Source organism: Enterococcus malodoratus ATCC 43197 (assembly GCF_000407185.1).
GTDB classification, from domain to species: Bacteria; Bacillota; Bacilli; order Lactobacillales; family Enterococcaceae; genus Enterococcus_A; species Enterococcus_A malodoratus.
The window spans coordinates 1-26,666 of the sequence record NZ_KE136482.1; the positions used below are offsets into that span (position 1 = coordinate 1).

General features: G+C 39.6%; 34 protein-coding genes and 1 tRNA gene. 24 read left to right on the forward strand and 11 right to left on the reverse strand.

Going from position 1 to position 26,666, the window contains the following annotated elements; genetic code table 11:
- The 7 genes from selA to I585_RS09820 form a co-directional block, all read left to right on the forward strand.
- A partial coding sequence (gene selA, locus I585_RS09790) for an L-seryl-tRNA(Sec) selenium transferase (RefSeq protein WP_016249943.1) occupies window positions 1–1,355 on the forward strand: 1,355 nt, incomplete at its 5' end.
- Window positions 1,356–1,373: 18 nt separating this feature from the next.
- A complete protein-coding gene (locus tag I585_RS09795; RefSeq protein WP_034708878.1) occupies window positions 1,374–1,874 on the forward strand; it encodes a CD3072 family TudS-related putative desulfidase in 501 nt (166 codons plus the stop codon).
- Window positions 1,867–2,412, forward strand: coding sequence for a CD3073 family putative ECF transporter S component (locus I585_RS09800; protein WP_010741605.1), 546 nt, complete (start codon window positions 1,867–1,869; stop codon window positions 2,410–2,412). The genes I585_RS09795 and I585_RS09800 overlap by 8 nt, the downstream gene beginning before the upstream one ends.
- Window positions 2,413–2,863: 451 nt before the next feature.
- Entirely contained in the window at window positions 2,864–4,441 is a 1,578-nt protein-coding gene (abc-f, locus tag I585_RS09805) for a ribosomal protection-like ABC-F family protein (protein WP_010741607.1), read from the forward strand.
- A gap of 198 nt (window positions 4,442–4,639) precedes the next feature.
- Complete coding sequence (locus tag I585_RS09810) at window positions 4,640–4,999, forward strand: YxeA family protein (RefSeq protein WP_010741608.1); 360 nt, start codon at window positions 4,640–4,642, stop codon at window positions 4,997–4,999.
- A gap of 48 nt (window positions 5,000–5,047) precedes the next feature.
- Complete coding sequence (locus I585_RS09815) at window positions 5,048–5,800, forward strand: ABC transporter ATP-binding protein (protein ID WP_010741609.1); 753 nt, start codon at window positions 5,048–5,050, stop codon at window positions 5,798–5,800.
- 10 nt (window positions 5,801–5,810) lie between these two features.
- Entirely contained in the window at window positions 5,811–7,613 is a 1,803-nt protein-coding gene (locus I585_RS09820) for an FtsX-like permease family protein (RefSeq protein ID WP_010741610.1), read from the forward strand.
- Between the two features lie 46 nt (window positions 7,614–7,659).
- Here I585_RS09820 and I585_RS09825 read toward each other — a convergent pair whose 3' ends face one another.
- Together I585_RS09825 and I585_RS09830 are read right to left on the reverse strand one after the other, a co-directional pair.
- A complete protein-coding gene (locus I585_RS09825; protein WP_010741611.1) occupies window positions 7,660–7,872 on the reverse strand; it encodes a helix-turn-helix domain-containing protein in 213 nt (70 codons plus the stop codon).
- A gap of 28 nt (window positions 7,873–7,900) precedes the next feature.
- Entirely contained in the window at window positions 7,901–8,419 is a 519-nt protein-coding gene (locus I585_RS09830; RefSeq protein WP_010741612.1) for a DUF2975 domain-containing protein, read from the reverse strand.
- Window positions 8,420–8,841: 422 nt separating this feature from the next.
- On the opposite strand from I585_RS09830, the gene I585_RS09835 reads away from it, so the two are divergent.
- The 6 genes from I585_RS09835 to I585_RS09855 all read left to right on the forward strand — a co-directional run bounded on the left by I585_RS09835 (window position 8,842) and on the right by I585_RS09855 (window position 14,480).
- Window positions 8,842–10,908: an LTA synthase family protein gene (locus I585_RS09835; protein WP_010741613.1), complete on the forward strand. Its 2,067-nt coding sequence runs from the start codon at window positions 8,842–8,844 to the stop codon at window positions 10,906–10,908.
- Between the two features lie 421 nt (window positions 10,909–11,329).
- On the forward strand, window positions 11,330–11,683 hold the full coding sequence (locus tag I585_RS09840; RefSeq protein WP_010741614.1) for a DUF1622 domain-containing protein: 354 nt from the start codon (window positions 11,330–11,332) through the stop codon (window positions 11,681–11,683).
- A 152-nt stretch (window positions 11,684–11,835) separates the two neighbouring features.
- Window positions 11,836–11,932: transfer RNA gene (locus I585_RS23200), tRNA-Sec, on the forward strand.
- A gap of 170 nt (window positions 11,933–12,102) precedes the next feature.
- Window positions 12,103–12,387, forward strand: coding sequence for a DUF1905 domain-containing protein (locus tag I585_RS09845; protein WP_010741615.1), 285 nt, complete (start codon window positions 12,103–12,105; stop codon window positions 12,385–12,387).
- Between the two features lie 153 nt (window positions 12,388–12,540).
- On the forward strand, window positions 12,541–13,035 hold the full coding sequence (locus I585_RS09850) for a hypothetical protein (protein ID WP_010741616.1): 495 nt from the start codon (window positions 12,541–12,543) through the stop codon (window positions 13,033–13,035).
- A 335-nt stretch (window positions 13,036–13,370) separates the two neighbouring features.
- The gene (locus I585_RS09855) at window positions 13,371–14,480 is read left to right on the forward strand and encodes a peptidylprolyl isomerase (RefSeq protein ID WP_010741617.1); all 1,110 of its coding nucleotides are present in this window, start codon (window positions 13,371–13,373) and stop codon (window positions 14,478–14,480) included.
- Window positions 14,481–14,537: 57 nt separating this feature from the next.
- Here the strand turns inward: I585_RS09855 and I585_RS09860 are convergent, their stop codons facing one another.
- Both I585_RS09860 and I585_RS09865 read right to left on the reverse strand, forming a co-directional pair.
- Window positions 14,538–15,005, reverse strand: coding sequence for an ImmA/IrrE family metallo-endopeptidase (locus tag I585_RS09860; protein ID WP_010741618.1), 468 nt, complete (start codon window positions 15,003–15,005; stop codon window positions 14,538–14,540).
- A gap of 4 nt (window positions 15,006–15,009) precedes the next feature.
- Window positions 15,010–15,336, reverse strand: a complete 327-nt coding sequence (locus I585_RS09865) for a helix-turn-helix domain-containing protein (protein ID WP_010741619.1) — start codon at window positions 15,334–15,336, stop codon at window positions 15,010–15,012.
- A gap of 218 nt (window positions 15,337–15,554) precedes the next feature.
- Here I585_RS09865 and I585_RS09870 point away from each other — a divergent pair, with 218 nt between their 5' ends.
- The 4 genes from I585_RS09870 to I585_RS09885 all read left to right on the forward strand — a co-directional run bounded on the left by I585_RS09870 (window position 15,555) and on the right by I585_RS09885 (window position 18,148).
- Window positions 15,555–15,944, forward strand: a complete 390-nt coding sequence (locus I585_RS09870; protein ID WP_010741620.1) for a RinA family phage transcriptional regulator — start codon at window positions 15,555–15,557, stop codon at window positions 15,942–15,944.
- A gap of 331 nt (window positions 15,945–16,275) precedes the next feature.
- Window positions 16,276–16,491: a BhlA/UviB family holin-like peptide gene (locus tag I585_RS09875; protein ID WP_010741621.1), complete on the forward strand. Its 216-nt coding sequence runs from the start codon at window positions 16,276–16,278 to the stop codon at window positions 16,489–16,491.
- Window positions 16,492–16,756: 265 nt separating this feature from the next.
- On the forward strand, window positions 16,757–17,434 hold the full coding sequence (locus I585_RS22615; protein WP_010741622.1) for a peptidoglycan amidohydrolase family protein: 678 nt from the start codon (window positions 16,757–16,759) through the stop codon (window positions 17,432–17,434).
- A 21-nt stretch (window positions 17,435–17,455) separates the two neighbouring features.
- Window positions 17,456–18,148: a phage tail tip lysozyme gene (locus I585_RS09885; RefSeq protein ID WP_010741623.1), complete on the forward strand. Its 693-nt coding sequence runs from the start codon at window positions 17,456–17,458 to the stop codon at window positions 18,146–18,148.
- Between the two features lie 51 nt (window positions 18,149–18,199).
- Here the strand turns inward: I585_RS09885 and I585_RS09890 are convergent, their stop codons facing one another.
- Both I585_RS09890 and I585_RS09895 read right to left on the reverse strand, forming a co-directional pair.
- Window positions 18,200–18,928 (reverse strand): class I SAM-dependent methyltransferase, encoded by a 729-nt coding sequence (locus I585_RS09890; RefSeq protein ID WP_010741624.1) that lies wholly within the window; start codon window positions 18,926–18,928, stop codon window positions 18,200–18,202.
- A gap of 86 nt (window positions 18,929–19,014) precedes the next feature.
- Complete coding sequence (locus I585_RS09895) at window positions 19,015–19,230, reverse strand: hypothetical protein (protein ID WP_010741625.1); 216 nt, start codon at window positions 19,228–19,230, stop codon at window positions 19,015–19,017.
- Between the two features lie 534 nt (window positions 19,231–19,764).
- Here I585_RS09895 and I585_RS09900 point away from each other — a divergent pair.
- Both I585_RS09900 and I585_RS09905 read left to right on the forward strand, forming a co-directional pair.
- Window positions 19,765–20,196, forward strand: a complete 432-nt coding sequence (locus I585_RS09900) for a universal stress protein (protein WP_010741626.1) — start codon at window positions 19,765–19,767, stop codon at window positions 20,194–20,196.
- A gap of 57 nt (window positions 20,197–20,253) precedes the next feature.
- Window positions 20,254–20,682 carry a universal stress protein gene (locus I585_RS09905; RefSeq protein ID WP_010741627.1) on the forward strand — a complete coding sequence of 143 codons (429 nt, stop codon included), beginning with the start codon at window positions 20,254–20,256 and terminating at the stop codon, window positions 20,680–20,682.
- Window positions 20,683–20,703: 21 nt separating this feature from the next.
- Here I585_RS09905 and I585_RS09910 read toward each other — a convergent pair whose 3' ends face one another.
- Window positions 20,704–21,264, reverse strand: a complete 561-nt coding sequence (locus tag I585_RS09910) for a GNAT family N-acetyltransferase (RefSeq protein ID WP_010741628.1) — start codon at window positions 21,262–21,264, stop codon at window positions 20,704–20,706.
- A 165-nt stretch (window positions 21,265–21,429) separates the two neighbouring features.
- Window positions 21,430–21,579, reverse strand: coding sequence for a hypothetical protein (locus tag I585_RS23370; RefSeq protein WP_010741629.1), 150 nt, complete (start codon window positions 21,577–21,579; stop codon window positions 21,430–21,432).
- A gap of 274 nt (window positions 21,580–21,853) precedes the next feature.
- On the opposite strand from I585_RS23370, the gene I585_RS09915 reads away from it, so the two are divergent.
- The 3 genes from I585_RS09915 to I585_RS09925 all read left to right on the forward strand — a co-directional run bounded on the left by I585_RS09915 (window position 21,854) and on the right by I585_RS09925 (window position 24,094).
- Entirely contained in the window at window positions 21,854–22,576 is a 723-nt protein-coding gene (locus I585_RS09915) for a C39 family peptidase (RefSeq protein WP_010741630.1), read from the forward strand.
- Window positions 22,577–22,725: 149 nt separating this feature from the next.
- Window positions 22,726–23,154, forward strand: a complete 429-nt coding sequence (locus I585_RS09920) for a universal stress protein (RefSeq protein ID WP_010741631.1) — start codon at window positions 22,726–22,728, stop codon at window positions 23,152–23,154.
- Window positions 23,155–23,338: 184 nt separating this feature from the next.
- Entirely contained in the window at window positions 23,339–24,094 is a 756-nt protein-coding gene (locus tag I585_RS09925) for a MerR family transcriptional regulator (protein WP_010741632.1), read from the forward strand.
- Between the two features lie 22 nt (window positions 24,095–24,116).
- Here I585_RS09925 and I585_RS09930 read toward each other — a convergent pair whose 3' ends face one another.
- Window positions 24,117–24,797: a hypothetical protein gene (locus I585_RS09930; protein ID WP_010741633.1), complete on the reverse strand. Its 681-nt coding sequence runs from the start codon at window positions 24,795–24,797 to the stop codon at window positions 24,117–24,119.
- A 125-nt stretch (window positions 24,798–24,922) separates the two neighbouring features.
- Here I585_RS09930 and I585_RS09935 point away from each other — a divergent pair, with 125 nt between their 5' ends.
- A complete protein-coding gene (locus I585_RS09935) occupies window positions 24,923–25,195 on the forward strand; it encodes a hypothetical protein (protein WP_010741634.1) in 273 nt (90 codons plus the stop codon).
- 438 nt (window positions 25,196–25,633) lie between these two features.
- Window positions 25,634–26,059, forward strand: a complete 426-nt coding sequence (locus I585_RS09940; RefSeq protein WP_010741635.1) for a universal stress protein — start codon at window positions 25,634–25,636, stop codon at window positions 26,057–26,059.
- Window positions 26,060–26,089: 30 nt separating this feature from the next.
- Here the strand turns inward: I585_RS09940 and I585_RS09945 are convergent, their stop codons facing one another.
- Together I585_RS09945 and I585_RS09950 are read right to left on the reverse strand one after the other, a co-directional pair.
- On the reverse strand, window positions 26,090–26,350 hold the full coding sequence (locus tag I585_RS09945; protein WP_010741636.1) for a hypothetical protein: 261 nt from the start codon (window positions 26,348–26,350) through the stop codon (window positions 26,090–26,092).
- Window positions 26,337–26,591 carry a DUF5960 family protein gene (locus tag I585_RS09950; RefSeq protein ID WP_010741637.1) on the reverse strand — a complete coding sequence of 85 codons (255 nt, stop codon included), beginning with the start codon at window positions 26,589–26,591 and terminating at the stop codon, window positions 26,337–26,339. The genes I585_RS09945 and I585_RS09950 overlap by 14 nt, the downstream gene beginning before the upstream one ends.
- Between the last annotated feature and the right edge of the window lie 75 nt (window positions 26,592–26,666).

Below are 26,666 nucleotides of genomic sequence, written 5' to 3' on the forward strand. Positions count from 1 at the left end.
TTTTAGCAAGCTTGCCTTCAGTGGATATTTTATTGAAGCAAATCGATTCGAACTATCCTCATGGAAAAGCGAAAGAGGCAACACAACAAGTTTTAGCGAACCTTCGGAAAGAAGTGGTTGAGGGGACACGGCAAACAGCGTTTGATCAAGCAGAAATCTTATCGCTGGTTCAAAAACAGTTAGAAGAAAAGGAATTTTCATTGCGTCGCGTGATTAATGGAACGGGAACGGTAATCCATACGAATTTAGGGCGTTCTTTATTGAGTGCCAAGACGCAAGAACAATTGCTGGCGACCAGTTTTCATTACTCAAATTTAGAACTTGATTTAGAAAATGGAAAACGCGGTTCACGTTACAGCCATTTAGTCTCAATCGTGAAGAAACTCACAGGGGCAGAGGATGTCTTAGTCGTAAACAACAACGCAGCAGCGGTGCTGTTGGTTCTGAGCAGCTTGACGAAAGAAACAGAGGTACTGGTTTCGCGGGGTGAGTTAGTGGAAATTGGCGGAGCATTTCGAATCCCGGATGTGATTACTTCAAGCGGCGGGACAATCGCAGAAGTAGGGACTACTAACAAAACACATCTAACTGACTACGAAAAGGCGCTGACTGAAGAAACCGGGGCTATTTTAAAAGTACACACCAGTAATTATCGAATCGTCGGATTCACTGAAACACCAGCATTAACTGATTTAGCCGAACTGGCTCACGCGAATAATTTGCCGTTAATCAACGATTTGGGAAGCGGCTTATTATTAGATATGCGCCCATTCGGGTTACCTTACGAACCAACAGTAAAAGAGGTTTTGGACCAAGGCTGTGATGTTGTGACTTTCAGCGGTGATAAATTATTAGGCGGACCACAGGCGGGAATCATTGTCGGCAAACGAGAGTACATCGAAAAGATGAAGAAAAATCAATTGCTGCGGGCATTGCGGATCGATAAGATGACGCTGAGTGCCTTAGAAGCAACACTGGCTTTGTATCTTGATGAAAAAGAAGCCTTACAATCAGTGCCAACGTTACAAATGATTGGGTTAAGCGAAGAGGATTGTTTAGGAAAGGCTGCTGAACTAGCGGCAATGCTGCAACCCCTTGCTGAACTAAGTGTGAAGATCGAAAAAGACACGAGTAAAATTGGCGGCGGTTCTTATCCGGAGCATTTGCTGCCGACCTATGCTGTAGTTTTAAGCAGTGAGCGCTTTACAGCCGATATTTTACAAGAAAAGCTGCGTTTTTCGGCGACACCAATTATCACGCGGATAAAAAATGATTGCAATTATCTTGATCTACGGACGATTTCATTGGAAGAATTTCCAACGATCTTAGAGAGCTTGCAAGAAATTTTTAAATAAATCAAAGGAGGAAGGAGTATTCAACCACAGAAGCAATTAGTTGCCGTATCTCATTGTGTTTTGAATCAAAATGCAGTGATTCATGGCTGGGAGCGGGCACGCGGAGCATTTCCATTTGCGATCGATTTGTTGAGTCGCGGAGTTGCTCTGATTCAATTGCCGTGTCCAGAATTTATTGTATTAGGTGGCGGACGTCCGCCGATGACCTACGAAGAGTATCGAGATTTACCCGCTTTTCGTCAGCAGTGTCAAGCAATGCTGCAACCGATGATCCAGCAGATCCAAGCTTATCAAATGGAGGGGTATCAGTATCTCGGCGTAATCGGAATCAATGAAAGCCCGAATTGTTCGATTAGCGGACAACGCGGCGTTTTAATGGAAGAGTTTTTTGCGGAATGTCAAAAGGCTCAAATTGGAACCAATTTTTTAGAAGTGCCCACGTGGTACACCGAGGAAGCTCGGGGTGATTTTAATGAACAGTTGCAAATGTTTTTAGAAAGAGGGGTAAGGAATGAATAGTAAAGCAAAAGTGATCGCAATGTGTGCCATCGCGGTAGCGTTGAATGTTGTGTTGGGAGAAGCGGTATCGATGTTGAGTATTCCGTTATTGTTCTTAGATACGATGGGAACGATTTTTATCGCAGCAAATTTCGGCATGAGTTATGGGATTTTAACAGGGGTGTCAACGAACCTATTGATGGGAATGATCAGCGGTCCGTTATCAATTCCATTTGCTTTAGTGAATGTGGCAGTAGCGGTCATCGTAGCATTGCTGGCGAAAAAAGGCTTTGGTTATAAACAAGCACTGATCGCCGGCGTATTATTAGCATTTATTTGTCCAATGATTGGTGCACCGATTCGTTTGGCCCTATTTGGCGGATTTACCGGATCGGGTACGGATATCGTTATTATGGCGCTTAGAGCTTCAGGGAAAGAAATGATCAGTGCAACATATTGGGGCGCTGTAACCGGCAATTTCGTTGATAAAATCGTCTCGTGTTTATTAGTCGCTTGGTTTATCAAATTGCCGCAAATGAAACGTTTCGCAGTTAAATGAGCATGAGTATCTTCTAAGGCTGAGGTTCTTAGTCTAGAAAATTTAGAGTGAGCTAGTATCAACAGTAAAAAAGTTGAGACTAGCTTATTTTTTTGTCTTTCATTCAGCTAAGCGGTTTGTGGAAAGGTTTTCTTTTCTATCGGATTCGATTATGCTATTCTATAGGTAATTATTAAACGAGGGGAGGAATTTACACATGGTCTGTATGTCAAAAATAACGATGAATCAAGATAATTTACGATTCCATATCAGCTTTTGTCATACGCTTACCTTTAAAACTGTGGTCAAGGGAGCAGTCTGCCCAAAATTACATGATTTTAAAGAAAATACATGACCATGCGATAAAATCCTTCATAAATGGAATTTTAATGAATAACAAGGTCGTGTATGGGTCAACCCTGCACGGCTTTTTCTATTTTTCGCTTGGTCTTGATCTAAGGAGACGAAGACGATGCTGATTCAAGCAAACAATATAACAAAGAATTTTAGTACTACTCCAGTCTTTAGAGAGTTGACGATCGCAATTAATTCTGGCGATAAGATTGGTTTAGTTGGAATGAATGGGTGCGGCAAGAGTACCTTATTACGAATTTTGACCGGGGAAGAAGGAATCAACGGCGGTACTATTGCCCGTCAAAAGGGCTTAACAATCGGCTATGTTCCACAAAAATTATCTTCTAGTGAGAAAATTGTCAAAGATTATTTGTTCGACAGCTTTGAGGAAGTAGGGAAATTACGGGAGAAGTTAGGATTATTGGAAGAGGAAATGGCCGATCCGAAGGAAGATATTGAGCGGTTGTTGATTAAATATGGCCGACTGCAAGAAATATATGAGGAGTCTGGCGGCTACACCTTGGAAGATCGAATTAGCAGTACGTTGAAGGGGCTGGGTGTTGCGGATAAACTTGAGGTTCCGCTATCTTCGCTGAGCGGTGGTCAGCGAGTTCGGGTCGAATTGGCGCGAGCGCTGACAGAATCGGCGGACGTATTGTTATTGGATGAACCGACCAATCATTTGGACATTGCGGGGATTAATTGGTTAGAGAGTTATTTGAGCCACACCAAACAGGCATACTTAGTGATTTCTCATGACCGGGAATTTTTAGACAATGTCGTTGACCGAATCGTGGAGATCGAAGGCGAGCAGGCCATCAGTTATCCAGGAAATTACAGCAAGTTTGCGCAGCTCAAGCGAGAAAGAATCGCGTTATTACAAAAGAATTATGCATTGCAGCAAAAAGAAATTCAGCGCCTTCAACGAATGAGCCGGCGTTACCGTCAATGGGGTCAGGAATCGGATAATGAGGATTTTTTCCGCAAGGCCAAAGAAATCGAACGACGAACGGAAAAATTGAAGCAAGCTTTAGTAAAGCCGCCGCAATCAGGCAAGAAACGATTGCAGCAGGTTACTCAAGCCAATCGATCGGGAAAAGAAGTTCTGATAGCAGAGGGTATCGGTAAATTAGTTGGGGATCGTCTTTTATTTACGGAGTCGGATTTTATTATTTATCGGCAGGAACGTTTGGCACTAATTGGGGCTAATGGAAGCGGAAAGACGACCTTGCTGCGGTGCTTGCTGGGAGAAGACTCACCAGACGAAGGAAATATTAAGCTAGGTGCCAGTGTCAAAATTGGTTATCTGCCGCAGAAGCTGCGTTTTAAGAAACCAACGCAGCAAATTTTAACGTATGTGCGAGAAGTTGTTACGGATGAGCAAAAGGCTCGCCGCATGCTCGCGCGTTTTGGATTTTTCGCTGAAGATGTTTCCAAACGAATTCAGGATCTATCTGGCGGGGAACAAATGCGGCTGTATTTATTGCTGCTGTTACAAAGTGAAATTAATTTCCTCGTATTAGATGAACCGACGAACCACTTGGATATTGATGGCAAAGAAGAGCTGGAGGAGATTTTGACTGCTTTCGACGAGACTTTGCTGGTAGTTTCTCATGATCGGTACTTTTTGCGAAAAATCACCGAAGGGCAACTAATCATTAAAGACGAGGCGATTCGCAAAGTAGAAAAAAAGTAGTTCTTTAGCAAAACGCATAAAAATAAATCAATCGTTCGAAAACGGCTAGTATCAACGAAGTAATCGTTGGCATTAGCCGTTTTTTTGCGTAAAAAGTTCAAAATGACAAAACTGTTAGCTGATTTTAGGTTGTATCAATGGTTGAAAATTCGGGAATTTTGTATAGTTGCTCTAGAAATAAAGAAGGAGCAATTAGTTATGAAAAAAATTTTGATTGGTTTAGTTAGTTTGATCATCATCTCCTTTGTGGGCTTAAAGATAGCAGAAAAAGTTGTAGCAAGCGGAGATGGTTATTATGTCCAGATCACCACTGACGGGCAGCGTGTTGATGGTAAAGATGACAGCGGACGTCCTTATATTGATTATAAGTATTCGCTTCCGGGTTATGACAAAGAAGGCCAGAAAAAGCAGTTAGAATTTAGCGCAGCAAAAGATCGTCCCCTTCGTCGGGAAGCTTTCCTTAAAGTAACTTGGAAGAAAAGTAAGGGCGTCACCTCTTATGAAGAGGTTCAACAAAAACAAATACCGAAAAAGGCCGCGAGTAAATTAGGGCTATAAGTCTGGTTTACATTCAGGCATGGAATAAAAGGAATGAGGAGTGAAGATATGGAAAAAATCGTATCCATAAATGAAGTAAAGAAAACATATGGAAAAGGCAATCAGAAAAAGACCGAAGCCTTAAAAGGAATTTCATTTGAAGTAGAAAAAGGCGAATTTGTCGGAATCATGGGCGCTTCAGGCTCAGGTAAATCGACCTTGTTGAATTTATTAGCGACATTGGACAAGCCGACTGGTGGCAAAATCACTATTAATCAAGCCGACGTTACCAAACTATCGGGAAATCAATTAGCGGATTTTCGCAGTCGTGAGATTGGATTTATTTTCCAAGATTTTAACTTGCTGGAAAATTTAACCGCCGCCGAAAATATCGCTGTTCCACTGTCCCTTCAAGGCGTCAAGGGAAAAGAGATTCATCGACGAGTCGCCGCAGTTGCACAGCGTTTATCGATCGAAAGCATTCTGAGCAGTTATCCGGCTCAAATTTCCGGGGGACAAAAACAACGGGTCGCCGCGGCACGGGCTTTGATTACCCAACCGACCATTCTTTTGGGCGATGAACCAACGGGAGCTTTGGATTCAAATAGTGCGCGAGATTTATTGGATACAATGGAAGAATTGAATCAAAAGGATCAAGTATCGATTCTTTTAGTAACCCACGATCCTTTTTCAGCAAGCTATTGCCAACGTATTTTATTCATTAAAGACGGCGTGATCTATCAAGAGGTCAAACGCGAAAATCAAACGCGAGAAGCTTTTTATCGTCAGATTTTAAGTATTCTCGGTAATTTGGAACAGTAGGAGGGATTCGATGCTTTTAAAATTATCGCTTACTGGAATAAAAGGCCGCCTGCGAGACTATATCGTGCTCTTTTCAGGACTTGTGATGGCTTCGGGGATCTTTTATATGTTCGAAGCCTTGGCCACGAATGAAACGTTTTTAAAAAGCAATTCGATGATTTCTTCTGTCGTATTGATCTTTCATTTAGGAACCGTACTACTTTCGATTATCACGTTTGTATATATACTGTACGCCAACTCGTTCTTGATGACGATGCGGCAAAAAGATTACGCGATGTTTATGATGTTAGGAGCCAAAGGCCGTAAAATCGCCCAGTTGATCTTTATCGAAACATTTGTCGTGGGTGTCGGTGCAACGGTGGTAGGAACTGTATTGGGAATTGGTTTGAGCAGCGTAGTCCAACAATTATTGGTTCAACAATTGGCAATTAAGATTACGCATTTTACGGCAGTCAATTCATCGGCGGCCTTGTTGACCTTAGTCTTTTTTACGATCATTTTCTTGTTAGCGGCATTAGTAAATGCCATGACGATCGTGAAAAAACCGATCTTGACCTTGCTGAGAGCAAGCGAAACACCGTTGCCGGCTAATCGTAAACGGGTGACATTGGTATTTGAAGTGTTGGCAGGAATTGTTTTCTTAGGGATCGGCTATTTCATGATGGCTCAAGTAATGAAATTCGCTTTTCTAGCGTTGATCGTGGCTTTGATTACGATTATTCTTGGCACGTATTTTGTTTTTCATTCGATCTTGATTTTCGTTTTGGATGTATTGAAGCGGCGTGATGGAATTGCGTTAAAAGGCTTGAATAATTTTACGCTGTCTCAATTAAGCTTCCGAATCCAAGATTACACGAGAATTTTGTCTATGGTGGCGATGCTCTTTGCTTTGGCCTTAGGTGCAATTACGGTGGGACTAGGGTTTCACAATGAAATCACGAAAATGACCGAAGCCACATCAACCTATGATCTAGTGTTGAACAATGGACAAAACGTCAGTCAAAAGGATCTTAAAAAGATCCATTTAGCTTCTGACAACAGTTATCAGCAAAAAGAAGATAACGATACGGTTTATTATGATCGCACACAATTTGATCAGGCACCGTTATTGGTTAAGGAATTTACAGGGAGCCGTCAAACGAAAAAAGTTCACTATACTGGCGAGCAATTGGCGAATAACTTGACTGCATCCGATAAATTACGGTCTTTGGAATTGCCGGAACAAAGCGCGAAAAAGCATCAATTTTTATCTAGGGAGGAATTTGCGGCTTTACCAAGTAAAACAACCGAGCTGCGGCTAATTATGGTAGCAGATTTCGCAAAAGATAAATCCGCGTTGAAAGATTTAGCAGAAGAAAATTTCCGGCTGAATCCAACGTTGAATAAAGAAGAAGGCAGTATGACGCAAAAAGTATTGATGTACGAGCTGTATAATGCCTTATTCTCAGGTTTTGAATTCATGGGCTTCTTCTTAGGGATCGCCTTCTTGACGATGCTGGCCAGCTGTTTGATGTTCAAGATCTTGTCTGGTGCTAAAAGTGATATCCAACGTTACAGCATGCTGGAAAAAATCGGTACACGCCGCCAGCTATTACTAAAATCCATTCGGAAAGAAATTGGTGTTCTGTTCTTAGTTCCAGGTCTGTTAGGAGTCATTCATGTGTTGTTCGGACTGCAGATGTTTAAGACACTTTTGAGTGAACCCTATAACAGTATCTGGCTGCCGTTCCTGATTTTCTTTGTTCTGTATTTTGTCTATTATCTATTGACTGTATGGATCTATACAGGGATCGTCATGAAACGTGAGGCATAAAAAAACTTCCAGTTAGCAGCTGGAAGTTTCTTTTATAAGAAAGTGTTTAAAACGATTCCTCTTCAAGATAAGCGAGAATATCTCCCGGCTGGCATTCCAACACTTTGCATATTTCATTTAGTGTGGAAAAACGTACGGCTTTGGCCTTTCCGGTTTTTAGTACAGAAATATTGGCATTGGTCATGCCAACTTTTTTGGCCAGTTCACCGGAGGACATCTTTCTTTTGGCTAACATTACATCTAAATTTACTTGAATCATTTTGCTGGGCTCCTTTCGTTCGTCGGGCTTAAATCGTTAATTCGTTTTCTTCGGCAATGGCATTGGCCTTTTCTAAAATCTTAGCTAATGCCCAGACGATTGACGCACCAACGATATAGGTTAAGTCAAGAGCGGCGCCATCGACAGCAAGTCCTTGCATTGAAGCATAAACATCTGGTAAACAAGAAACGACCGATAGAAGCAACAGCACAACCGTAATTTTTTTAGCCGTTAAAACATTTGTATTTACAAAGATCTGATCCATTTCCAGGTTTTTGAAAAAGCTGCGTACAAAGTAGAACAGCAGACCGTATAAAAGAATATTCGCCATCAATGTCAAAATAAAAACAGGTGAGGCAACAATTTCATACGTGTATGCGCCAAAAGGCAGCTCGCTGACGTTAATGACCGACAGTTCTTGTGCAACAGCAGGAATATTGAAGACGATTACGATAATGACCAAACCTGCAGCGGCGATTCCCATGATACCGACAAAAAAACTAAACAACCATTTCAACCCTTTAAAAACACTTTTTTCTGAATTCATAATAATTTACTCTCCTTTTTTGTTTGAATTACTTGTTGAGTTAACTATAAAGCACGATTTAAACAAAGTCAATAAAAATTTATCGAAAAACGATAAAAATATATCGAATAGAATGCTATGTTGTCTGTTAATCGATATTTAACTATTTAGGGAGTTATATGAAGAAAATAAAAAACGAATTGAGGAGATGTTGTTATTTTATGGATAATTATTAAGAATATGAATTTTTTGTGTCTTAGGAAATTTTCATTTAGCAGGAAAAAACGGACAAACTTGCGGTTCATTCCTTAAATTTTGAAAGAAATCTCACATTCTATTTAAAAAAGATAAAATTACGTAAGCAACTGCAAATAAAAAGGCATATTTTTTAAATCTGCTCTATAGTAAGAACGGACAATTTAATAGAGAAAGAAGTGTTCCGGATGAACCGGGTAAAAAAAGCGTTTACCAATCGTTGGCTCATTTTATTGACGGCCAGCGTACTGTTTTGGGCAAAGACCATCTTAGCCTATTATGTTGATTTTTCACTAGGTGTAGAAGGGTCCATTCAGTATTTGATCTTATGGATTAATCCGATCGCTACGACTTTACTGCTTTTTGGTGTTTTCCTCTACGTCAAAAAATTTAAGCCGGCCTTGATCGTGTTGTTTTTAATGGATCTGCTGAATACCTTGATTCTATATCTGAACGTGATTTTTTATCGGGAATTTACCGATTTTGTGACGATCAAATCGATTTTAGGTTTTTCTAAAGTGTCACAAGGAATTTCAGGCAGCTCTTTTGCCTTGATGAAAGTTCATGACATTTTTTATTGGGCGGACTTGCTCGTATTTTTAGGAATTTTGATCTACATCATTGCTAAACGTAAAGAAATCACCAGCAAGCCAGTCAAAAAGACCTTTGCGGTTGCGGTCAGCTGTTTGGCAGCTATGACTTTTTCTGTCAACTTATCATTGAGCGAGGCTAACCGACCTCAACTATTGCAACGGACGTTTGACCGTTCTTATATTGTAAAATATTTAGGGCTGGATGCCTTTACCGTTTATGATGGGATAAAAACTGAGCAGACAAATAGTGTCCGGGCCCATGCTTCAAGTAACGGGCTAACAGATATAATGAAGTACACCAAAGATCATTACGCCGCTGCTGATCCAAGTAAATATGGTATCGCCAAAGGCAAAAACATCATCGTCATTCATTTGGAAAGCTTCCAACAATTCTTGATCAATATGAAGGTCGATGGACAAGAAGTTACACCGTTTTTAAATAGTCTGGAAAATGACAATAAACAAACCTTAGCCTTCGATAATTTCTTCCATGAAGTCGGTCAAGGAAAGACGAGCGATGCGGAAAATATGCTGGAAACCAGTACCTTTGGTTTGCCTCAAGGGTCATTGTTTACTCAATTAGGGTCTGATAATACATTCCAGGCAGCACCAGCTATTTTAAACCAAGAAGCCGGCTACAGCAGTGCTGTTTTCCATGGGAATGTCGGCAGCTTCTGGAATCGTGACCATGTCTACAAAAATTTAGGTTATCAGGATTTCTTCGATCGGTCTTATTTCAACCAATCAGATGAAAACTTGGGCTACGGGATCTTAGACAAGGATATGCTGAAGGAAACAGTTGGTCATTTAGAGCATTTGCAACAACCGTTCTATTCAAAATTCTTAACGGTAACGAACCACACGCCTTATTTGACGGATGAAAAGAATTTTAATTTCCCATCGTTAAAAACGGGCAACAGTACTGTTGATGATTATGTGCGGACAGCACATTACTTGGATGAATCATTGCGCCAATTCTTTGATTATTTAAAAGCTTCCGGCGTTTACCAAAACTCGATCTTCATGATCTATGGCGACCATTTCGGAATTTCCGATAGCAACAACAAGGATTTGGCCAAAGCGTTAGGAAAAGATCCAACGACTTGGAGTAAATTTAACGATGCGCAAATGCAGCGTGTTCCATTGATGTTCCATATTCCTGGCTATACAAATGGCGGAATCCAACATCAATACGGCGGTGAGATCGATGTCTTGCCAACTTTGCTGCACTTGATGGGCATTGATAATAAAAAATATATTCAATTTGGTACAGATCTGTTTTCACCACAGCATGATCAAACCGTCGCGTTCCGCAATGGCGACTTTGTTTCACCAAATTATACGGAATTAGGCGGCGAGACCTATGACAATAAAACAGGTGAGAAAATTGATCCGAAAGCTTTAGGCGTTGCGCCAGAGATTGATAAGGATCAAAAACAAGTCAAGCAAGCATTGAGTTTGTCTGATAAGCTGAACCAAGAAAATCTTTTGCGTTTCTACACGCCAGAAGGTTTCACACCGGTCGATCCGAAAAATTATGATTATCATAATCTTGATAAGAAAAATACGGCGATTGAAAAAGAAAAGGGCAATCAGTCAACGAGTATTTACTCGAAAAACGGTAATAAGACAACGGCTGGACTTTACCCGCCAATCCAATAGTTTTATGTAAGAAGTATCCACTCAAAGGATGCTTCTTTTTTTAGGTTAAAATCGGTTCGAGGAACCTGTTGAGCAGGTTGGATCCCTACATATTCCCGCCCCACAAGTTTTTATCAGGTCAATGATCCAATAGCTGGCTGATTATTTGGTAAAATAGATGAGAGAGAAGCAATATTGTTAAATCGTAGAAGGCGTCTTTTAAAAAGCTAGGTGTATTTTCTTTTAAGGTTTTTAACATAATAATCATCCTTTCAAACTAGTCATGGCTTCACCATAAATAGTGAAGCTTATGACCGACTTAAAAGATCCTAAGAAAATGTAAACGTAGATTTGGCAGAAGGAGAGTCAAAATCTATTTGATTCAAAAATGCTTTCGGCTTAATATGGATAGAGAGAATGAAAAGGAAAAGGTAGGATAGCTGTGACTAATTTCGAGAATATTATTCAACATGTTTTTCATCCAATCGTTCTATTATTGGATGTTGTATCGATTTCCATTATTGTACTTGGAGCGATTTTTGCGTTTATAAAATTAATTCATCGAGAAGACAAGAAGGATTTTTCGTCCGTTTTGCATAAAAACAGATATATCAAAGCGTATCTTGGCAGCTACATTTTATTGAGTTTAGAGTTTTTGATCGTGGCGGATATTATTGAATCTATTATCAATCCTACCTTTCAGGACATTATCCGGTTAGCGCTGATCGTGCTTATTCGAACCATGATTTCTTATTTTTTAAATAAAGAAATCAGCGAGTTTTCTGAAGATCAATAAATTATCAGATGAAAACCAAGCCCGTGTTTACCCTAATAGTTTAGTCATTTTAAAAAAGGAAGGAAGTATTCAAAAGATGGATGTTTCTTTCTTTTTTCTTTGCGATTTGTTATTGATTCCCACTTAAAGGAATGGTATGATTGTTTTGTTTCGGGAGTGGATGGGTTCTGGTGTTCCCTCTGGTCTTCAAAACCAGTATGAGGAGTTAGGAGCTTCTTGGGTAGGTTCGATTCCTACACATTCCCGCCAATATGACGTTAATAGCCAACGAGCTTTGATTTGGATTTTTCTAAGTCGGCGAGTTGGCTTTTTGTTTCAATTAAATCTATTGTCTTCATAAAAGAGTGTTTTATTATCTGTAAACGGCGGGTTGTTTTCTTATATAGAATGAAATTACGAAATAGGAGGGATTCTAGACAATGCAGGAATATAAATTTGAATCGGAAATTTACGCTTCGGATATTGGAAAAGGCGGTGCGTATATTATTTTTCCTTATGATCTTCGAACAGAGTTTAATAAAGGTCGCGTAAAAGTGCAGGCAACCTTTGACGGCATTGACTATCAAGGGAGTATTGTTAATATGGGTGTAAAAAATCAGGATGGCAGTATTTGCTACATTTTAGGAATTCGGAAAGATATCCGCAAAAAGATCAATAAAGATATTGGTGATCGGGTATCTATGGTGGTACGGCCGATTGAATGATTGACGTTAAAGAAAAATTCGTTTCCACAGTAAAACAAATGGGGTGCGGAATAACTCGTTGATTTTTTGAAGATTTTTTTTACTTTAATGACTAATCGATCATACAACGGAATCCTTTCCTCCTGTATAATAGGAGGAAAGGAGGCGTTTACAATGAAAAAAAGTTCCGTACTGATCTTTTTGTTGTTTGGTTGCCTGGCTTTATTCGGTTTCTCGACCAAAGTTTCCGCAGATGTCACTGTCTATCGTCTGTATAACCCTAATTCTGGTGAGCATTTTTACACTACGCAACTGCATGAGAAGGTTAATTGTGTAAGATCCGGCTGGCATGATGAAGGTGTCGGATGGAAAGCGCCTGAAACAGGGATGCGTGTATTTCGTGTGTATAATCCGAATGCCGGCGATCACCATTACACTGTGAATACCCACGAAGTCGCACATTTGAAGAGTTTAGGCTGGTGGGATGAAGGAGAGGCTTTTTATTCTTGCTTTGTAGATTGGCCAAAAGTTAATTTGTATCGTCTATATAACCCGAATGCGAAAGCTGGTGCTCATCATTACACACCGCATGCGTATGAACGTGATCAACTTGTTCGAGTGGGCTGGCGTTCAGAGGGAATTGGATTTTATGCAGCAAGCTTGAAATAGTTTAGCGGATCAACGGTGAAAGAAGAAGTTCTCCTTAACGTTGATTGTTAAAATGATGCGATTAGGCGCAGTAGATTTGTTTTTTTAAAGTTATATATGGCTTATGAATGCCCAAATCCAAACGGATCAGGGCATTTTTTGTGCTGGCTATTTTCGAATGAAAAAAAATACTCTGAAATAATTGTCAATAAGCAATCGTTTTAGTCTATTTTGATGAATTGAATCGAATTTATTGTTTAAATGAGAATTGTGTGAGAATGATAAAAAATAACTTAAAAAGAGATGTTTTAAAGGTAAAATGTAATCGGTTACAAATATAATCAAGGAGGACTGTTATGAAGCTGAGAAAAGGGTTTGTTCGTTTAGGTGTGGTGCTTGTTTTAGGGAGCAGCATGCTGGGGTTGGCAAGTGTGGCAGAGGCGAAGAGCAAAGTTCATGATTATTCAAAAGAAGAGACGGTAGACGAATTGATTGGCCGTCATTGGGATGAGACTGAAATTAAAGAGCAATTTGAGAAATTTTCGAAAAAGCTGACAGACAAAAAAAGCATCAAAAGTGAGATCGTCAGCGATATCTCGAAAAAGGATCAGAAGAAAATCACTGATTATTTTGACAAGTTTGCTGGGAAGAAAGTAGAGTATGTGTACACCAAATTTGATCAATTTTACAAAGTAAAAGCGGATGATGATTACAATGATTTGCGGGCAATTCTGGAGTATAAGTTTAAGGTTACTGACAAGAAAAAGGTAACAGAATACAGTGTTCTATTGAATATGGCACGTCTGGGCGACAAAGACGGTGTGAAGTGGCAGATCTACGATATCCTTTGGAAAGACACGGGAATTGATGTTTCGGATATCGATTTGAAGCAGCTGGAAAAACCGAGTAAAGGTGAAGAGGTCTGTGTCATGGACACGGATGCGGGAACTATTAAGATGCGTCTATTCCCAGATGAAGCACCCAAAGCGGTGAAGAATTGGATTCAGCTTTCTAAGGAAGGCTTCTATGATGGAACACCGTTTGCCCGTGTTATCAAAGATTTTGTAATTCAAGGCGGTGCACTCGATGGATCTGGCGATGAATCAAAATCAATCTATGACGGCTTCTATGAGGATGAAGTAAATAAAGGTCTGTACAATTTTGACGGAGCGCTATGCCTTGGAAATAATGGTCCCCATACGAATGGCAACCAGTTCTATATCGTGCAAAATACGAAGATCGATGAAGAACAATTACCGATTCTGGCTTTACCAGGGAATGTAGAAGAAAAATATAAAGAAATCGGTGGATTACCGGAATTAGACGGCCGATATACGGTGCTAGGACAGGTTTATGAAGGCATGGATGTCGTGAAGAAAATAACAGATCAAGAAACAGACGACGATGACGCACCTGTTTCAGATCCAGTGAAGATTAAAAAGATCACTTTTGAGAAGGTAGAATAAATTTAGAAAAAATAAAACGACTTTGGCGTAGTAAGCCAAAGTCGTTTTTGCATTCAATTATTCAAAAAAATCGTAAACCCCAATCGTTCCGTCAGCCCGAAAAATGATTCGGTAATTTTTATAGGAAAGACCGTCTTCATACATTTTTGCATAGACCTTAACCGCATGCTCAAAGGAATGCTTTGTGATTCCTAAATAATCGGCGCATTCCCAGACATTTGTGAAGCGTTCTTTGTAGCAGTGGATAATGTCTTGAGGAGTGACGATCAAAGTCGATCCTAAATCACGGGCTTTTTGTTCTTGTTTTCGTTTTTCCTTTGTATCTTGACTGATGATATCACCTGAACTCGTTAAGTAATGTGCGATTTCCTCAGCAACGGTATCGGTCAACTCTTCAGAGGTTTGACGAGGATTCAAATAGACATGGTTATCAATATACAATCCTTTTTGGCCATCTGGCATAGAAGGATCGAAAACATAGTTGATTCCTTGAAAATCAGCCATTAATTTTTCTGCTTTATCCATTCACTCAATCCTTCTTTGCGTGTTTCTGCTTAATAAAGTCAATATAATTCAGAATATCTTCCATTTGTTCTTCAGTCACTTCATCATCAATATGCGCGGCCACGGTCATCTGTTTGGTCGAAAAAGCATTCTTTTGCGTGCGACCATGTAAATAATCTAAAGAGACATGAAAGAAATCGGCAATTTTATTTTGCGTTTCTATATCAGGTGTTCGTTTGCCTTGTTCATAGGAGGCATACGTGGTTTTGGCAATCCCTAAATTTTTTGCCATGTCCAACTGGGTAAGGTGAGGTGTTTTTTTTCTAAGCTTTTTTAATTGTTGTGCAAACATAGGAACACTCCCTTCAGTTTCATAGTAACACGAATAGTATACTAATTTCCATAAAAAACAGACAATATGTCGACAAAACAATTTACAGAGTACGCGAAATGTATTACCATTAATTCATAAAAAAGATTTCGAATACCTATAATAGGGAATTTAGTATTAAAAATAATTTCACTATTTCTTGCTAATTCAAGCAGCTGTTATTTTAAGGAGGAGAGCTTATGGAAAAATGGAAGAAAGACTATTTAAAAGGAATTCTGAAAGATTACCCTAAGATGGAGGATTACTATTTAGAAAGAAAAGAAAAATTGCTCTTTCATACGAAAGAAACCCAGCAGCATGCGTATGCGAATACGAAAAATAAAAAACTATTGATTTCTATTTCTTTAGATCGTCAGCTGATTAATTTGGAACGAAACCGCAAGATCATTTCACTGTGCTTAGACAACGCGACTGCGGAAACCAGAGAGATCATTGAACTGCTTTACATGAACAACAAACAGAAGGTCAATCTAGACTTGGTGGCTGATCAAATCTATTTAAGCAAACGCCAAGTGATTCGCCTGCGCGATGCCTTTTTTGAAGAATTAGCGGAACATCTAGGAATTTGATGTCTTTTTTTTGGCAACAAAACAAACATACGTTCGTATATAGTGTAGATAGATCAAACAGAAAGGAATGAAACGGATGAGTAAACGAGTGCTTGTTTTGAGTTTGGGCGGGAAAACATAAAAATTATGTTTGTGGTGGAGTGAAAGTAGTGTCTTTGATAGTTCAGAAGGATTTTTGGCAGGTGGTTTTTCTATTTTTGAATGTTTAATGGAGTGTTTTTCAGCGTTGATAGAGAATTACGAAATCATTTATTGGTTCAAATTGTTCTTCTGAATGTGTTAGAAGGTCAGTAATAAAATAAACGAATAAATTCAGGAAAGCTGGTGAAGCATGGATAACTTTATCTCAACCTTTCTCAATAATCCTGAAAGCATCGGATTTCCAGTGCTTTTTGTATTTCTCTTAGTGTGGGTGATGAAACAAAATAATGCGCGAGAAGAACGCTATTTAAACACGATCGATGATTTGACAGAATCACTCAAGCAGGTAGAGAGAATTGAGACAACGGTCAATCGTATAAATGAACGAGTAGGAGAACATGAATGAGGATTTGAGGAATATTTTGGCGACAAGGCAAGTTGTACGTTGATTCTGATTAACGAAGACGTAAAAACTAACACGATTATTGAATAAAGAAATGTACTATTTATATCGCTTCCTTGAGGCCGGTTTTAGGAGCAGCTATTTCAAACAAATAGGGGAGTCAGTGCTCTGTGGGTTTGTTGTTGGCGACAGGATATGCTACCAACGAATACGGTTTAAAAAGCGGTACGAAATAAAGATAAATATATGAAGAAGGAGGGATTTATTAATGGGCGACATTAATAAAATGATTCAATGGATGAAGGATCATGAAGGCAAGGTTATTTATGAACAAGTCAGACCATGGGGAACAGGCAATCCACCGCGTTATGATTGTTCAGCAGCGGTTATTTCTGCGTTAAGGGCCGGTGGTTTTTTGGATAATAGCGGTGGAAATTATGGCAATACTGAGACGCTCTATGGACTGGAAGGTAGTCTTTTGCAGCCGATTTCGCAAGAGCAAGTGGGCAGAGGAGATATTTTTGTATCAGGACCTAAGGGATCTTCAACAGGAAACAACGGACATACAGGGATTTTTCTTGATAATCAAACGATTATTCATGCTACCAAGTATTTACCTTATGGTGTTAATGGAATTGTTACGACTGCGGCGGCCGGTTGGTTAGGCGGTCCTCCCGTTTATTATTATCGATTAAAAGGTGGGAATGCTTCTGGAGGCGGAGCTGCTAAAGGGGATGTTCAGCCGCAATGTTTCATTGAAATGAATAATGGAATCTCCAGGTTTGATGGAAAGCGAAGACACAATCTTCCTAATAAGGATTGTCAGGAAATTTTGAATCGAATTTATAGAGAAAACAATGGCAAGGATATGCCAGCAATCAAGTTGAAGGGTGCTGATGAGGCATGGTTAGTACGATTAGATCAAGCCATTAATGCTAAAGCATAGAAAAGAAAGGAGAGGAATATATTGGGACAAAGAGAAGTAGCGAAACAAGTTTGGGATTTTTTAGTATCTCGAGGATGGACCAAACAATCTGTGGCTGGAATATTAGGAAATATTCAAAGTGAAAGTAGTCTAAATCCTGATATCTGGTCTGGTGATGGCGGTTATGGATTAGTTCAATGGACGCCGGGGTCAAAATTAATAAATTGGTGTAATGGGTTAGGTATGAATTATAAAACGGTAGATGCTCAGTGCCAGCGTATTCAATATGAGATGGAAAATGGCATTCAATGGTTTAGTAATCCACAAAGACCAGATCTAAGTTATATATCATTTCGAGATTTCACAAAGCTGACGGATGTAAGAAGAGCGGCTGAATATTTCATTGCGTTTTATGAACATCCGGCAAACCCCAATCAACCAGCTCGAGCAACACAGGCGCAATATTGGTATGACCAATTTAAAAATGAAGCAAATACAACAAGTCAAGGAGGAATTGAAATGCAAGCACTTATTACGATTGGACAAGGTAGTAAAAAAGGAATCAGTTGGTTTGACGGACAAAAGCGTCATAATTTGCCTGACGCAGACTGCGCTACGATTTTGAATCGTATTTATCATGAAAACACTGGGAAGTATATGCCGAATATTGATTTATCAGGTAGTTCAGAAGCTTGGTTAGTTCGTTTGGATCAAGCGATTAATGCAGGTTCTTAATAAGAAAAGCCACTTCAATTTGAAGTGGCTTTTCTTATTGAAATTAGACGATTACTTCTTCTCCGCCGCAACGATCAGCATCATTGGTCGGCGCATCTCATCTTTCATTCCCGGGATATCCAGCATGTTTTCCGGTGGCATCGGTTCGACGATGCGCGTGATCTGAAAACCGTTGGTTAGCAGGGAATCTAAATAAGTAGTTAGGGTCCGATGATATTTTGTGACGTTGCTGCCGAGAAAGTGGGCGGTTCGCTGTCCTTCGTAAAAATAGTTATCAACGGGAAAGTGAGCGATTTTTCCTTCTTCATTATAAAACCAATCTTGGGAGCCCTCCGCGGTAAAGATCGGATGTTCGACTGAGAAGATTAGTTGACCGCCTGCTGTTAACCAGTGGGCGATTTTTTTCGCTAATTTTTCAAAGTCGGCAATATAATGGATTGCTAAGGAACTGATGACGATATCAAAGCTGTTTGGTTCAAAAGTTACGTCATCGATACTGGCTTGAAGATAACTGATTGTGTCAAAGGTATTTTTTTGGCGCGCGACTTCCAGCATCTTTTCGGACAGATCTACGCCTACAACTGAAGCTGCACCGTGTTCTGCTGCATATAAACAGTGCCAACCGTAGCCGCATCCTAGATCCAATACCCGTTTTTCTTTGAAATCCGGCAACAATTTTTCCAGTGTTTGCCATTCTCCGGCGCCATCTAGTCCTTTTTGACTGCGGTCCATTTGACTGTAGCTTTCAAAAAATTTCTCGTTATCATAAATATTTTTCATTGTGATTCCTCCATGTAATTTTTTTTTGCCTAAACTACATGGAGTGCATCTCTTTTGTGTGCGATCATTTTTATTCCCCACTTTCGTTAAATTTCATTCATCCAATACGTACGGTCGATCGGTTCGACAAAGATCTCAAATTCGATGGACTCGTTTTCAATAATATGTGTAATCCCATGTACCAATAAAAATTTGTTTGGCTCTCTCAATTGTAAAGTATCGCCTACTTGAGGGATCAAAGAAAGATTCATTGTACATTCTTCCTTGCGGGTAAGGATATTTTTTAAGCTGGCTTTATACATTTTTGTTCCTCCAATTGCACTTGTGTGTAAACATATTCAGTTTAACACAGAAACGAAAGAAAAAAAGACCGTCCAAAAAAGGCAACGGTCCGCAAGTGAAAAAACAAATTCTATAAAGGATGGGTAATACCCGTTTTTAATATAATAGGAAAAGGCTTTCTTTGCAAATTTTATGCTCAAAAAAAGCCGTCGCAGGGCAACGACGGCTGGAGTCCTGGGAAGGAACTCGGATAAACAAATGAACTACTGTTACCATAACGGATAGCTAAAAGAGATACAAGAAAAATGCTCAGAGAAAAGTAAATGATTCGTGAAATCTGAATGTTGAATTTTATCATAAGATCGCTTTTGTTAGAGGAATAATAGTGTGAGAACGAAACAATTTAATGGAAATTTTCCAACGGAATGGCTTCATTTACACACGGTTGGACGAAGTCACGATTTTTTTGAGTATGTTCGTTATTAAAAGAAAAGTTGATTTCGTTTCACAGAACGCTTATTTTCCTTTATAATTTAATTAAGGAGGCGGTTACAATGATTCGTAAATACCAAAATATTTTAGTAGCAATCGACGGGTCTGAACATTCAGAGCATGCTTTTGATGAAGCCGTTGAAGCAGCCAAACGTTATGATGCCAAACTGAATGTTATTTCAATCATTAATGACAGTGAACTATCCACGAGTGCCTTTTCTTTCAGTAAAATTTATGCAGCAGAAAAAGAACAAATTGAAAAAGAGATGTTGAAAAAAGTTCATGACGCATCTCGCAAAGAATTAGACAATGTTGAACCTTTTGTGGAGTTGGGCAGTCCAAAAGAAAAAATTGTGGAATTTGCAAAAGACAATGAAATAGACATGATCTTTCTTGGTGCTACAGGAAAAGGCGAGATTCGCCTATCCAGAATCGGCTCGACCGCAGCCTATGTTGTGAATCACGCGCCTTGCAGTGTGACCGTTATTCGTTAATTGGAGTGACGCTGTTACTGTGTACGTTATTAAAACTTGGAATGAGGAGTAGATACTATGATCAGCAGATATAAAAATATTATGGTGGCCGTTGATGGATCCGATCAATCGGAAGGGGCTTTTTTCGAAGCGATTGGCGCAGCAAGACGAAATGATGCTAAGCTGTATGTTGTTCAAGTGATTGATGATTCGAGTATTCTATTAAATAGTGCGCAACCAATGGACACGATTTTGGCCGAAGAATCTCAGCGGGCAAAGCAATATTTAGAAAAGTTAAGTGAACGCGGCCGTTATCCTAATATGGAGGTCATTCAATATATCGGGAACCCTAAAAAAGCATTGACGGAAGAATTGCCGCAGCAATATGACATCGATTTGATTTATGTAGGTGCGACTGGGAAGGGCCGTTTCCAACGGTTGCTGGTTGGTTCTACGAGTGGTTATATAGTCAATCATGCTCCATGCAATGTCATGGTAGTGAGATAAAAAAGGTTTTGACGAGTGAACTTATTCGTCAAAACCTTTTTCGTATTGTTCTTTCAATAAGGTGTAATGATTCATGTCCCGTAATTTGCCATAAAGAAGCGCATCTTGCTGTTCGATACTGGTTAAGCTGAAGCCGCATTTTTGTGCCACCCGGTTACTCGGGAGATTTTCGACATTCGCAAAAATTGATAATTTATTCAAGCCGAATTCGTTGAATGCGAGATTGCAGATTGCTTGAACACTTTTTGAGATAATTCCACGACTTGTATAAGAAGAATGCAGCCAATAACCGATTTCCCCTTTGCCAACTTTTTTATCGATAGTATGAATGTCGATACATCCGCAAAGCGTTTGATCGAGAAGGATGAAGAAGAGATAATCGGTTCCTTCAGCGTAGCCGTGAAGCTTGGTCTTAATAAAATTTTTTTCATCATCCGAAGTTCTTGTTTCCGCGAGGACATCAATAAAAGCTTCAAGATGCGGCCGATCCGACTCCAGCAGAGAAAAAAGTTTTTCTGCCGCTTCAAGGTGAGGGAAGGCAAGAGACAAGTGGTCATCAATTTTATAAGTAAACGTATTCATCAGCAGCACCTCCAAAAAATTATTTTATCGATCATAACAGCGGATCTGCTTAAAGTCAAAAAAAGGCACCTACCGTGGATTCACAGCAGGTGCTCTTAACGCAACTTCGCGTCTTTCATTGAGGAGTCACTCCTATTTTCGTTTTAAGGTCAGCATTTCTGATCCTTATTTCGTTTTTTGCAATTCTTGTACCGCTTTTTCAATCGTTACGCCAGTTGCTACATGATTTTTGTCCTTTTTGTCGAAAACGATAAAAAGATTTAAATCAGTGTTCAATGTGACACGGTATTGCATGTTTGTGTTATCGAATGTCATAATCATTCTCCTTTCTTAGTGTGACGAAAGGCAACTATTACGTTGATAACGAAATTCCATGTATTAATATAACATAAATCATGAGTGTTTACTAACAAAAAGTTTGTAAACGCTGTAAAAAATACTGAACTTTAGCGAATAATTAATGTTTTCCCGCTAAGCCGAAAAAAACGTTAAAATAGCTTAAATATCTAGTGGATTTCAGGATTTTCTTTGATGCATTTTCTAATAGATTGTATAATTCCCCATGTGCTAATAAATGTTAGGTGATGGAATGAAGAAAAAAAGAATTGTTTTGCTGCTAGTGCTCGTTGTGGCGATCGGCGGGATCATTTATTTTACTCAAGGTAAGAAGGAGCTGACGGAATTAATCGGTCAGCCGCCACAAGAAAATAAAGTGATCTTAGATGTTCCTTTAGAGGATCAGTTTGAGGATGATGCATTAGAGAATGGCTGCGAAGTGACGGCTCTGTCAATGCTGTTGCGTTATTATGGCTATGATACGAATAAAAATGAACTGGCTGACGAATTAGATTATCAGCCGCTGTATACGGAATCCGGCAACCACGGAGACCCTCAATTAGGTTTTGTTGGGGATATTACTGGCGGTGATGAAGCGATGGGTGTTGGTGTTGAACCAATCGCGAAGCTGGCGGAAGAATATGTCGGGGAGGATTACCGCGTTGTTGCGAGTAAAAAAACATCCTTCGAAAAAATTATGGATGTCGTGGCTAGCGGGAAACCCGTCTGGATTGTTGCGACGGTAGATTTTCAAGTACCGAAAGATGAGGATTATTTGCTTTGGGAGACGGATCAAGGCAGCACGTATGTTACACCATTGATTCATTCCGCGGTTATTACAGGGTTTGATCGTGCGAATAATATCGCTTATGTCAATGATCCCTATGGTTATCAAAACCGCGAAGTCGATTGGTCTGATTTAAAGGAAATCTATCAGGAGTCGGATCAACAGTCATTATATTTGGAAAAGAATTAGATCGTTTTAACCACAGAGATTTATTTTGCTGTGGTTTTTTATTGTCTTAAGATAAAATCCAAAATCGTTATATTCGTTTATTTAAAAGGGTTTTTACTGAAAAATAGCTCCTACTTGTTATACTGGAATAAAAAAGGGGGCAGGACTCAATGAATGAACGTTATTACAATATTCTAGCCGCAGTTGATGGGTCGCCGCAAGCACATCAAGCGTTGATGGAGGCAGTTGAAGCCGCACGCAGAAATAATGCTCGGCTGTACATTGCGCAAGTCGTTAACAGTAGTGGATTTTTGATCAATAGTGCGACACCTGTGTCCCAGATTATTGAGGAGGAAAAGGAGGCTGCGATCAAATTATTAGAGGAAGAATTTGCTGGGATCGACTACTACAACAAGCAGATGGTAACGTGTGTAGGAAGTCCTAAAAAAGTGCTTTGCTTTGATTTACCGGAAACATATAAAATCGATCTGATTTATATGGGAGCCACGGGAAAAGGTGCCGTTGAACGTATGCTAGTGGGTTCTACCACAGCTTATGTAGTCAATAATGCGCCGTGCAACGTGATGGTTGTCAAGTAAAGAGGGGAAGCAGACGCCAGCAGCGAATTGCTGGCTTTTCCTTGACCTTAACGTTGCGTTAAGGTGTAAGATAATTTTGTCAGGATGCCAGTTTTACTTCTTTAATGAATTAGTAGAAGGATAAAAACAAAAGAATTCTCGGATTTTTAAGAGAATCCTATAGTACGAAATAGAGGGGATCAAAATGGAGTACACAATTAAACAAATTGCTGAAATTTCAGGTGTTACGACGCGAACGCTGCGATTTTACGATGAGCAATCGCTGTTGAAGCCGGCCTTTTTAAGTGATGTGGGATATCGGATGTATACTGAAAAGGAAGTGGACCGCCTGCAGCAAATTTTATTATATCGTTCAATGGGGCTGCCCTTAAAAACGATCAAGGAGTTAATAGATCGTCCGGAGGATAAAATTCAAGAGACGCTGGTACAGCAAAGACTCCAACTAGAACAGAAACGTCAAGAGTTGGATCGCCTGCTGCAAGTCCTCGATGATACATTACTTTATTACAAAGGAGAGATTGAGATGACAAATAAAGAGAAGTTTGCGGCATTCAAAAAGGAAAAATTAGCTGAAAATGAAGCCAAATATGGAAAAGAAATTCGAGAGCAGTACGGGGAAGAGGCAGTTGAATCCTCCAATCAAAAATGGCAAGAGATGACCGAATTCGATTATCAAAAAATGGAAGAAATTGAAAAAGAGTTGCTTAATCGATTAACACGATATCTGCAAGAAGGAGAACTTCCTAGTTCGTTAGCAGAAGAGATATTTTCTCTACATAAATTATGGTTGCAGTTTAGTTGGGAAAAGTATTCTGGTGAAGCCCATAAAGGGTTGAGTGAGATGTATCTGAACGATGAACGCTTCACTCAGTACTACGATGAAAAAAGCGGAGTAGGCGCAGCCGAAGCGTTGTATCAAATTATTCAACATTATGCTTAGTAACCGAGGATTGAGCCCTGACTCAATCCTCTTTTGCCGCTAGTAATTTCAATGAGCGCTGGGCTTCGGACACAAATTGTTTTTCTTGTAATAAAAAGTCCACGCTCTGAGGAAACGCAGAAAAACAAATCAAAAGCTTCCATTGAATCAATGGCTTATCACGGTAAAGCTTCTGAATTTCAAGAAGCTGATGAAAATTCTCTGTCGTGGATACTTCTGGATGATAGAAGGCCATATAACCGATTGCATCAATTAGCTCACTTAATTGTGAGAGCGGCAGCCGCTGCGCACTTTCAAGTAGTATTGAAAAAATCTTCGGATTCATCCGTCCCAAGGAACGGGCAATCAAATCCCGCGGCAGCGGAAAGCTTTTTTTCTTGGACGGGCTAGTCGGTGAATGGTGCTGATTGTTACCGATGGATGCGAGGAAGGGAATCATTTTCTGAGCCGTCGCTTGATCCCCGTGCTCCAACTTTTCCATAATGGCTAACCGGGTATAAAGGGCTGATTCATTAGCCAGTGAGTTCAACAGGATGTTCGTTAACTCACAATCGAGCGGCAATAGTTGGACAGCAATGGTCCGTTCACGTGCGTCTTCAGCAGTGAGCATGAAGTTCAATTCACTTAGGAATTTATCTTTATAGGCCAATAAATCGCTGGTTTCAACCCATCCGCGTTGTTTTCGTTGCTGATACTTATCCATGAGTTTCGCTCCTTTTTACAAAGTATAACAGAAATGAGGTAAAATAAAATTTGTGTTTCAGTTCACAAAATCGTTGATTTCTATTAAATGCTGTGCTATGATCAAAAAAAGAAGAGGTGATGGGAATGAAAAAAGTAGTTGCGAATCCAATGGAATTAAGAGATGCTATTCGGTGCGAGAAACAAAATATTTCAATCACAGGCGGTTTTGCTGAAATGCTGCAACCATTAGCCACACAGCAAGAAGCGAATGCTGATTTGCCGATCGAAACGCTGGATCTGCCAAATTTCGTAAAATTAGCGCTAGATCCGACAACGATGAAAACTTTATCTACTGCGTACCAAGTGGCCATGAAGAATGGAACCAAAGGATTTGAATTAGAATACGTGAAGATCTAATTTTTTTATATCTGTTTGTGAAAAGTATATCAAACTGAAATGATCATTTCCTTGTAGCAAAATGCTGCAGGGATATTTTTTTAGGCCATAGATGGTTGTATATACAGGAAAATAATCATTTTAATAATTTTAATTCACCATAATTATGAAAAACGAACACTTTGATAGAAGGTAAATGTTTAGTAACATTCAGAATAAATTTGAAAATGTTAAAAAAACAATTCGTAAAATCGCCAAAAAGAAGAAGAAATCTGTTAAAATATGAATATGAGGAAGACCTCTCTCAATCTTTCTTAGCTAGTTTTATTTGACTAGCATCCCCTTTAAGCACCTTGGTGATCAAGGTGCTTTTTTATTTTTGAAAAAAGAAAGCGTTTTTTATATCTGCTGTACAAAGGTATTGATAGTTAGTTACAATGGAAAAAAGGAGGTCTTATTATGAAAGAGTCATACAAAAAGATACTTGTTGCAGTAGATTCATCCGAGCAGGCACGCCGAGCATTTCAAGAAGCAGTCGAAGTCACCCGCAGAAACGATGCACATTTGTATATTTTGATCGTATCCGACACCAATCATTTGGGGGCCGAACCTTACGCCGTGGATCACATCGTCAAGCAAGCCTATAAAGCTGCTAGCGCGGTTGTTGGTTCCTTGGAGGAATTACTTCCAGACGATATTTCCTTTACATCCATTATTGACGATGGCAATCCGAAAGCCCAAATTGTTGCTTATGCCGAAGAGGAAAAGATTGATTTGATTTTGATGGGTGCCACTGGAACGGGGACCTTTTCACGATTACTATTAGGATCGACGACAGCTTATGTTGTCAATAATGCGCCTTGTAACGTGATGGTTGTTCGATAAAAAAATTAGCCAGCACACGTGTGCTGGCTTTTAGCTTGCCGTCTGATAGGTTTGAAAATCGTTCATGAGTTTGGTTTTGCCCAATACCGCGTACTTGGCTACGATCAATTGTCCGCGGGTATTTCGTTTGCCTAAAACAACGATCTTCATGCCATTTTCTACATCCGCTAGAAAGTTCAGCGAGTGAGCGGCAATCAAGCAATTGGTATCGGCAAGTTGGAAATAGACTAAGGGCTGCTGTGAAAATTGAACAATTTTTAGTTTTGTAACGGTTCCTTTAAGTGATTCCATCGGACTTCCTCCTCGTGTGGATGCCTTTGAAAACGAGTTCATTGTTTTTGCGTTCAAACTGAAAATAAATATCCTTTTTGCGACCGGTCTTTTTGGCAGGGATAACAAAATAATCACGATCTTCAGCATCCATTTTTGCGGTAATTTGGTTCAAAAATAAAGCTAGCGGCAGTGAATCCTTCACTAGGGAATCATAGGTTCGATAGAAAATTTCAACAGAATCTGGACTAATCATAGACATGGTCATCACCTCAAAATCATTATACGAACATTTGTTCGAAAAGTAAAGCGGCAAGCTAAAAAACTTTTCGAATTA

What these genes read in the sequence shown, in the direction of transcription:
- I585_RS09800 (WP_010741605.1), top strand. Translation starts at nt 1,867, where the DNA reads ATGAATAGTAAAGCAAAAGTGATCGCAATGTGTGCCATCGCGGTAGCG.
- abc-f (WP_010741607.1), top strand. Translation starts at nt 2,864, where the DNA reads ATGCTGATTCAAGCAAACAATATAACAAAGAATTTTAGTACTACTCCA.
- I585_RS09810 (WP_010741608.1), top strand. Translation starts at nt 4,640, where the DNA reads ATGAAAAAAATTTTGATTGGTTTAGTTAGTTTGATCATCATCTCCTTT.
- I585_RS09815 (WP_010741609.1), top strand. Translation starts at nt 5,048, where the DNA reads ATGGAAAAAATCGTATCCATAAATGAAGTAAAGAAAACATATGGAAAA.
- I585_RS09820 (WP_010741610.1), top strand. Translation starts at nt 5,811, where the DNA reads ATGCTTTTAAAATTATCGCTTACTGGAATAAAAGGCCGCCTGCGAGAC.
- I585_RS09825 (WP_010741611.1), bottom strand. Translation starts at nt 7,872, where the DNA reads ATGATTCAAGTAAATTTAGATGTAATGTTAGCCAAAAGAAAGATGTCC.
- I585_RS09830 (WP_010741612.1), bottom strand. Translation starts at nt 8,419, where the DNA reads ATGAATTCAGAAAAAAGTGTTTTTAAAGGGTTGAAATGGTTGTTTAGT.
- I585_RS09835 (WP_010741613.1), top strand. Translation starts at nt 8,842, where the DNA reads ATGAACCGGGTAAAAAAAGCGTTTACCAATCGTTGGCTCATTTTATTG.
- I585_RS09845 (WP_010741615.1), top strand. Translation starts at nt 12,103, where the DNA reads ATGCAGGAATATAAATTTGAATCGGAAATTTACGCTTCGGATATTGGA.
- I585_RS09850 (WP_010741616.1), top strand. Translation starts at nt 12,541, where the DNA reads ATGAAAAAAAGTTCCGTACTGATCTTTTTGTTGTTTGGTTGCCTGGCT.
- I585_RS09855 (WP_010741617.1), top strand. Translation starts at nt 13,371, where the DNA reads ATGAAGCTGAGAAAAGGGTTTGTTCGTTTAGGTGTGGTGCTTGTTTTA.
- I585_RS09860 (WP_010741618.1), bottom strand. Translation starts at nt 15,005, where the DNA reads ATGGATAAAGCAGAAAAATTAATGGCTGATTTTCAAGGAATCAACTAT.
- I585_RS09865 (WP_010741619.1), bottom strand. Translation starts at nt 15,336, where the DNA reads ATGTTTGCACAACAATTAAAAAAGCTTAGAAAAAAAACACCTCACCTT.
- I585_RS09870 (WP_010741620.1), top strand. Translation starts at nt 15,555, where the DNA reads ATGGAAAAATGGAAGAAAGACTATTTAAAAGGAATTCTGAAAGATTAC.
- I585_RS09875 (WP_010741621.1), top strand. Translation starts at nt 16,276, where the DNA reads ATGGATAACTTTATCTCAACCTTTCTCAATAATCCTGAAAGCATCGGA.
- I585_RS22615 (WP_010741622.1), top strand. Translation starts at nt 16,757, where the DNA reads ATGGGCGACATTAATAAAATGATTCAATGGATGAAGGATCATGAAGGC.
- I585_RS09890 (WP_010741624.1), bottom strand. Translation starts at nt 18,928, where the DNA reads ATGAAAAATATTTATGATAACGAGAAATTTTTTGAAAGCTACAGTCAA.
- I585_RS09895 (WP_010741625.1), bottom strand. Translation starts at nt 19,230, where the DNA reads ATGTATAAAGCCAGCTTAAAAAATATCCTTACCCGCAAGGAAGAATGT.
- I585_RS09900 (WP_010741626.1), top strand. Translation starts at nt 19,765, where the DNA reads ATGATTCGTAAATACCAAAATATTTTAGTAGCAATCGACGGGTCTGAA.
- I585_RS09905 (WP_010741627.1), top strand. Translation starts at nt 20,254, where the DNA reads ATGATCAGCAGATATAAAAATATTATGGTGGCCGTTGATGGATCCGAT.
- I585_RS09910 (WP_010741628.1), bottom strand. Translation starts at nt 21,264, where the DNA reads ATGAATACGTTTACTTATAAAATTGATGACCACTTGTCTCTTGCCTTC.
- I585_RS23370 (WP_010741629.1), bottom strand. Translation starts at nt 21,579, where the DNA reads ATGACATTCGATAACACAAACATGCAATACCGTGTCACATTGAACACT.
- I585_RS09915 (WP_010741630.1), top strand. Translation starts at nt 21,854, where the DNA reads ATGAAGAAAAAAAGAATTGTTTTGCTGCTAGTGCTCGTTGTGGCGATC.
- I585_RS09920 (WP_010741631.1), top strand. Translation starts at nt 22,726, where the DNA reads ATGAATGAACGTTATTACAATATTCTAGCCGCAGTTGATGGGTCGCCG.
- I585_RS09925 (WP_010741632.1), top strand. Translation starts at nt 23,339, where the DNA reads ATGGAGTACACAATTAAACAAATTGCTGAAATTTCAGGTGTTACGACG.
- I585_RS09930 (WP_010741633.1), bottom strand. Translation starts at nt 24,797, where the DNA reads ATGGATAAGTATCAGCAACGAAAACAACGCGGATGGGTTGAAACCAGC.
- I585_RS09935 (WP_010741634.1), top strand. Translation starts at nt 24,923, where the DNA reads ATGAAAAAAGTAGTTGCGAATCCAATGGAATTAAGAGATGCTATTCGG.
- I585_RS09940 (WP_010741635.1), top strand. Translation starts at nt 25,634, where the DNA reads ATGAAAGAGTCATACAAAAAGATACTTGTTGCAGTAGATTCATCCGAG.
- I585_RS09945 (WP_010741636.1), bottom strand. Translation starts at nt 26,350, where the DNA reads ATGGAATCACTTAAAGGAACCGTTACAAAACTAAAAATTGTTCAATTT.
- I585_RS09950 (WP_010741637.1), bottom strand. Translation starts at nt 26,591, where the DNA reads ATGTCTATGATTAGTCCAGATTCTGTTGAAATTTTCTATCGAACCTAT.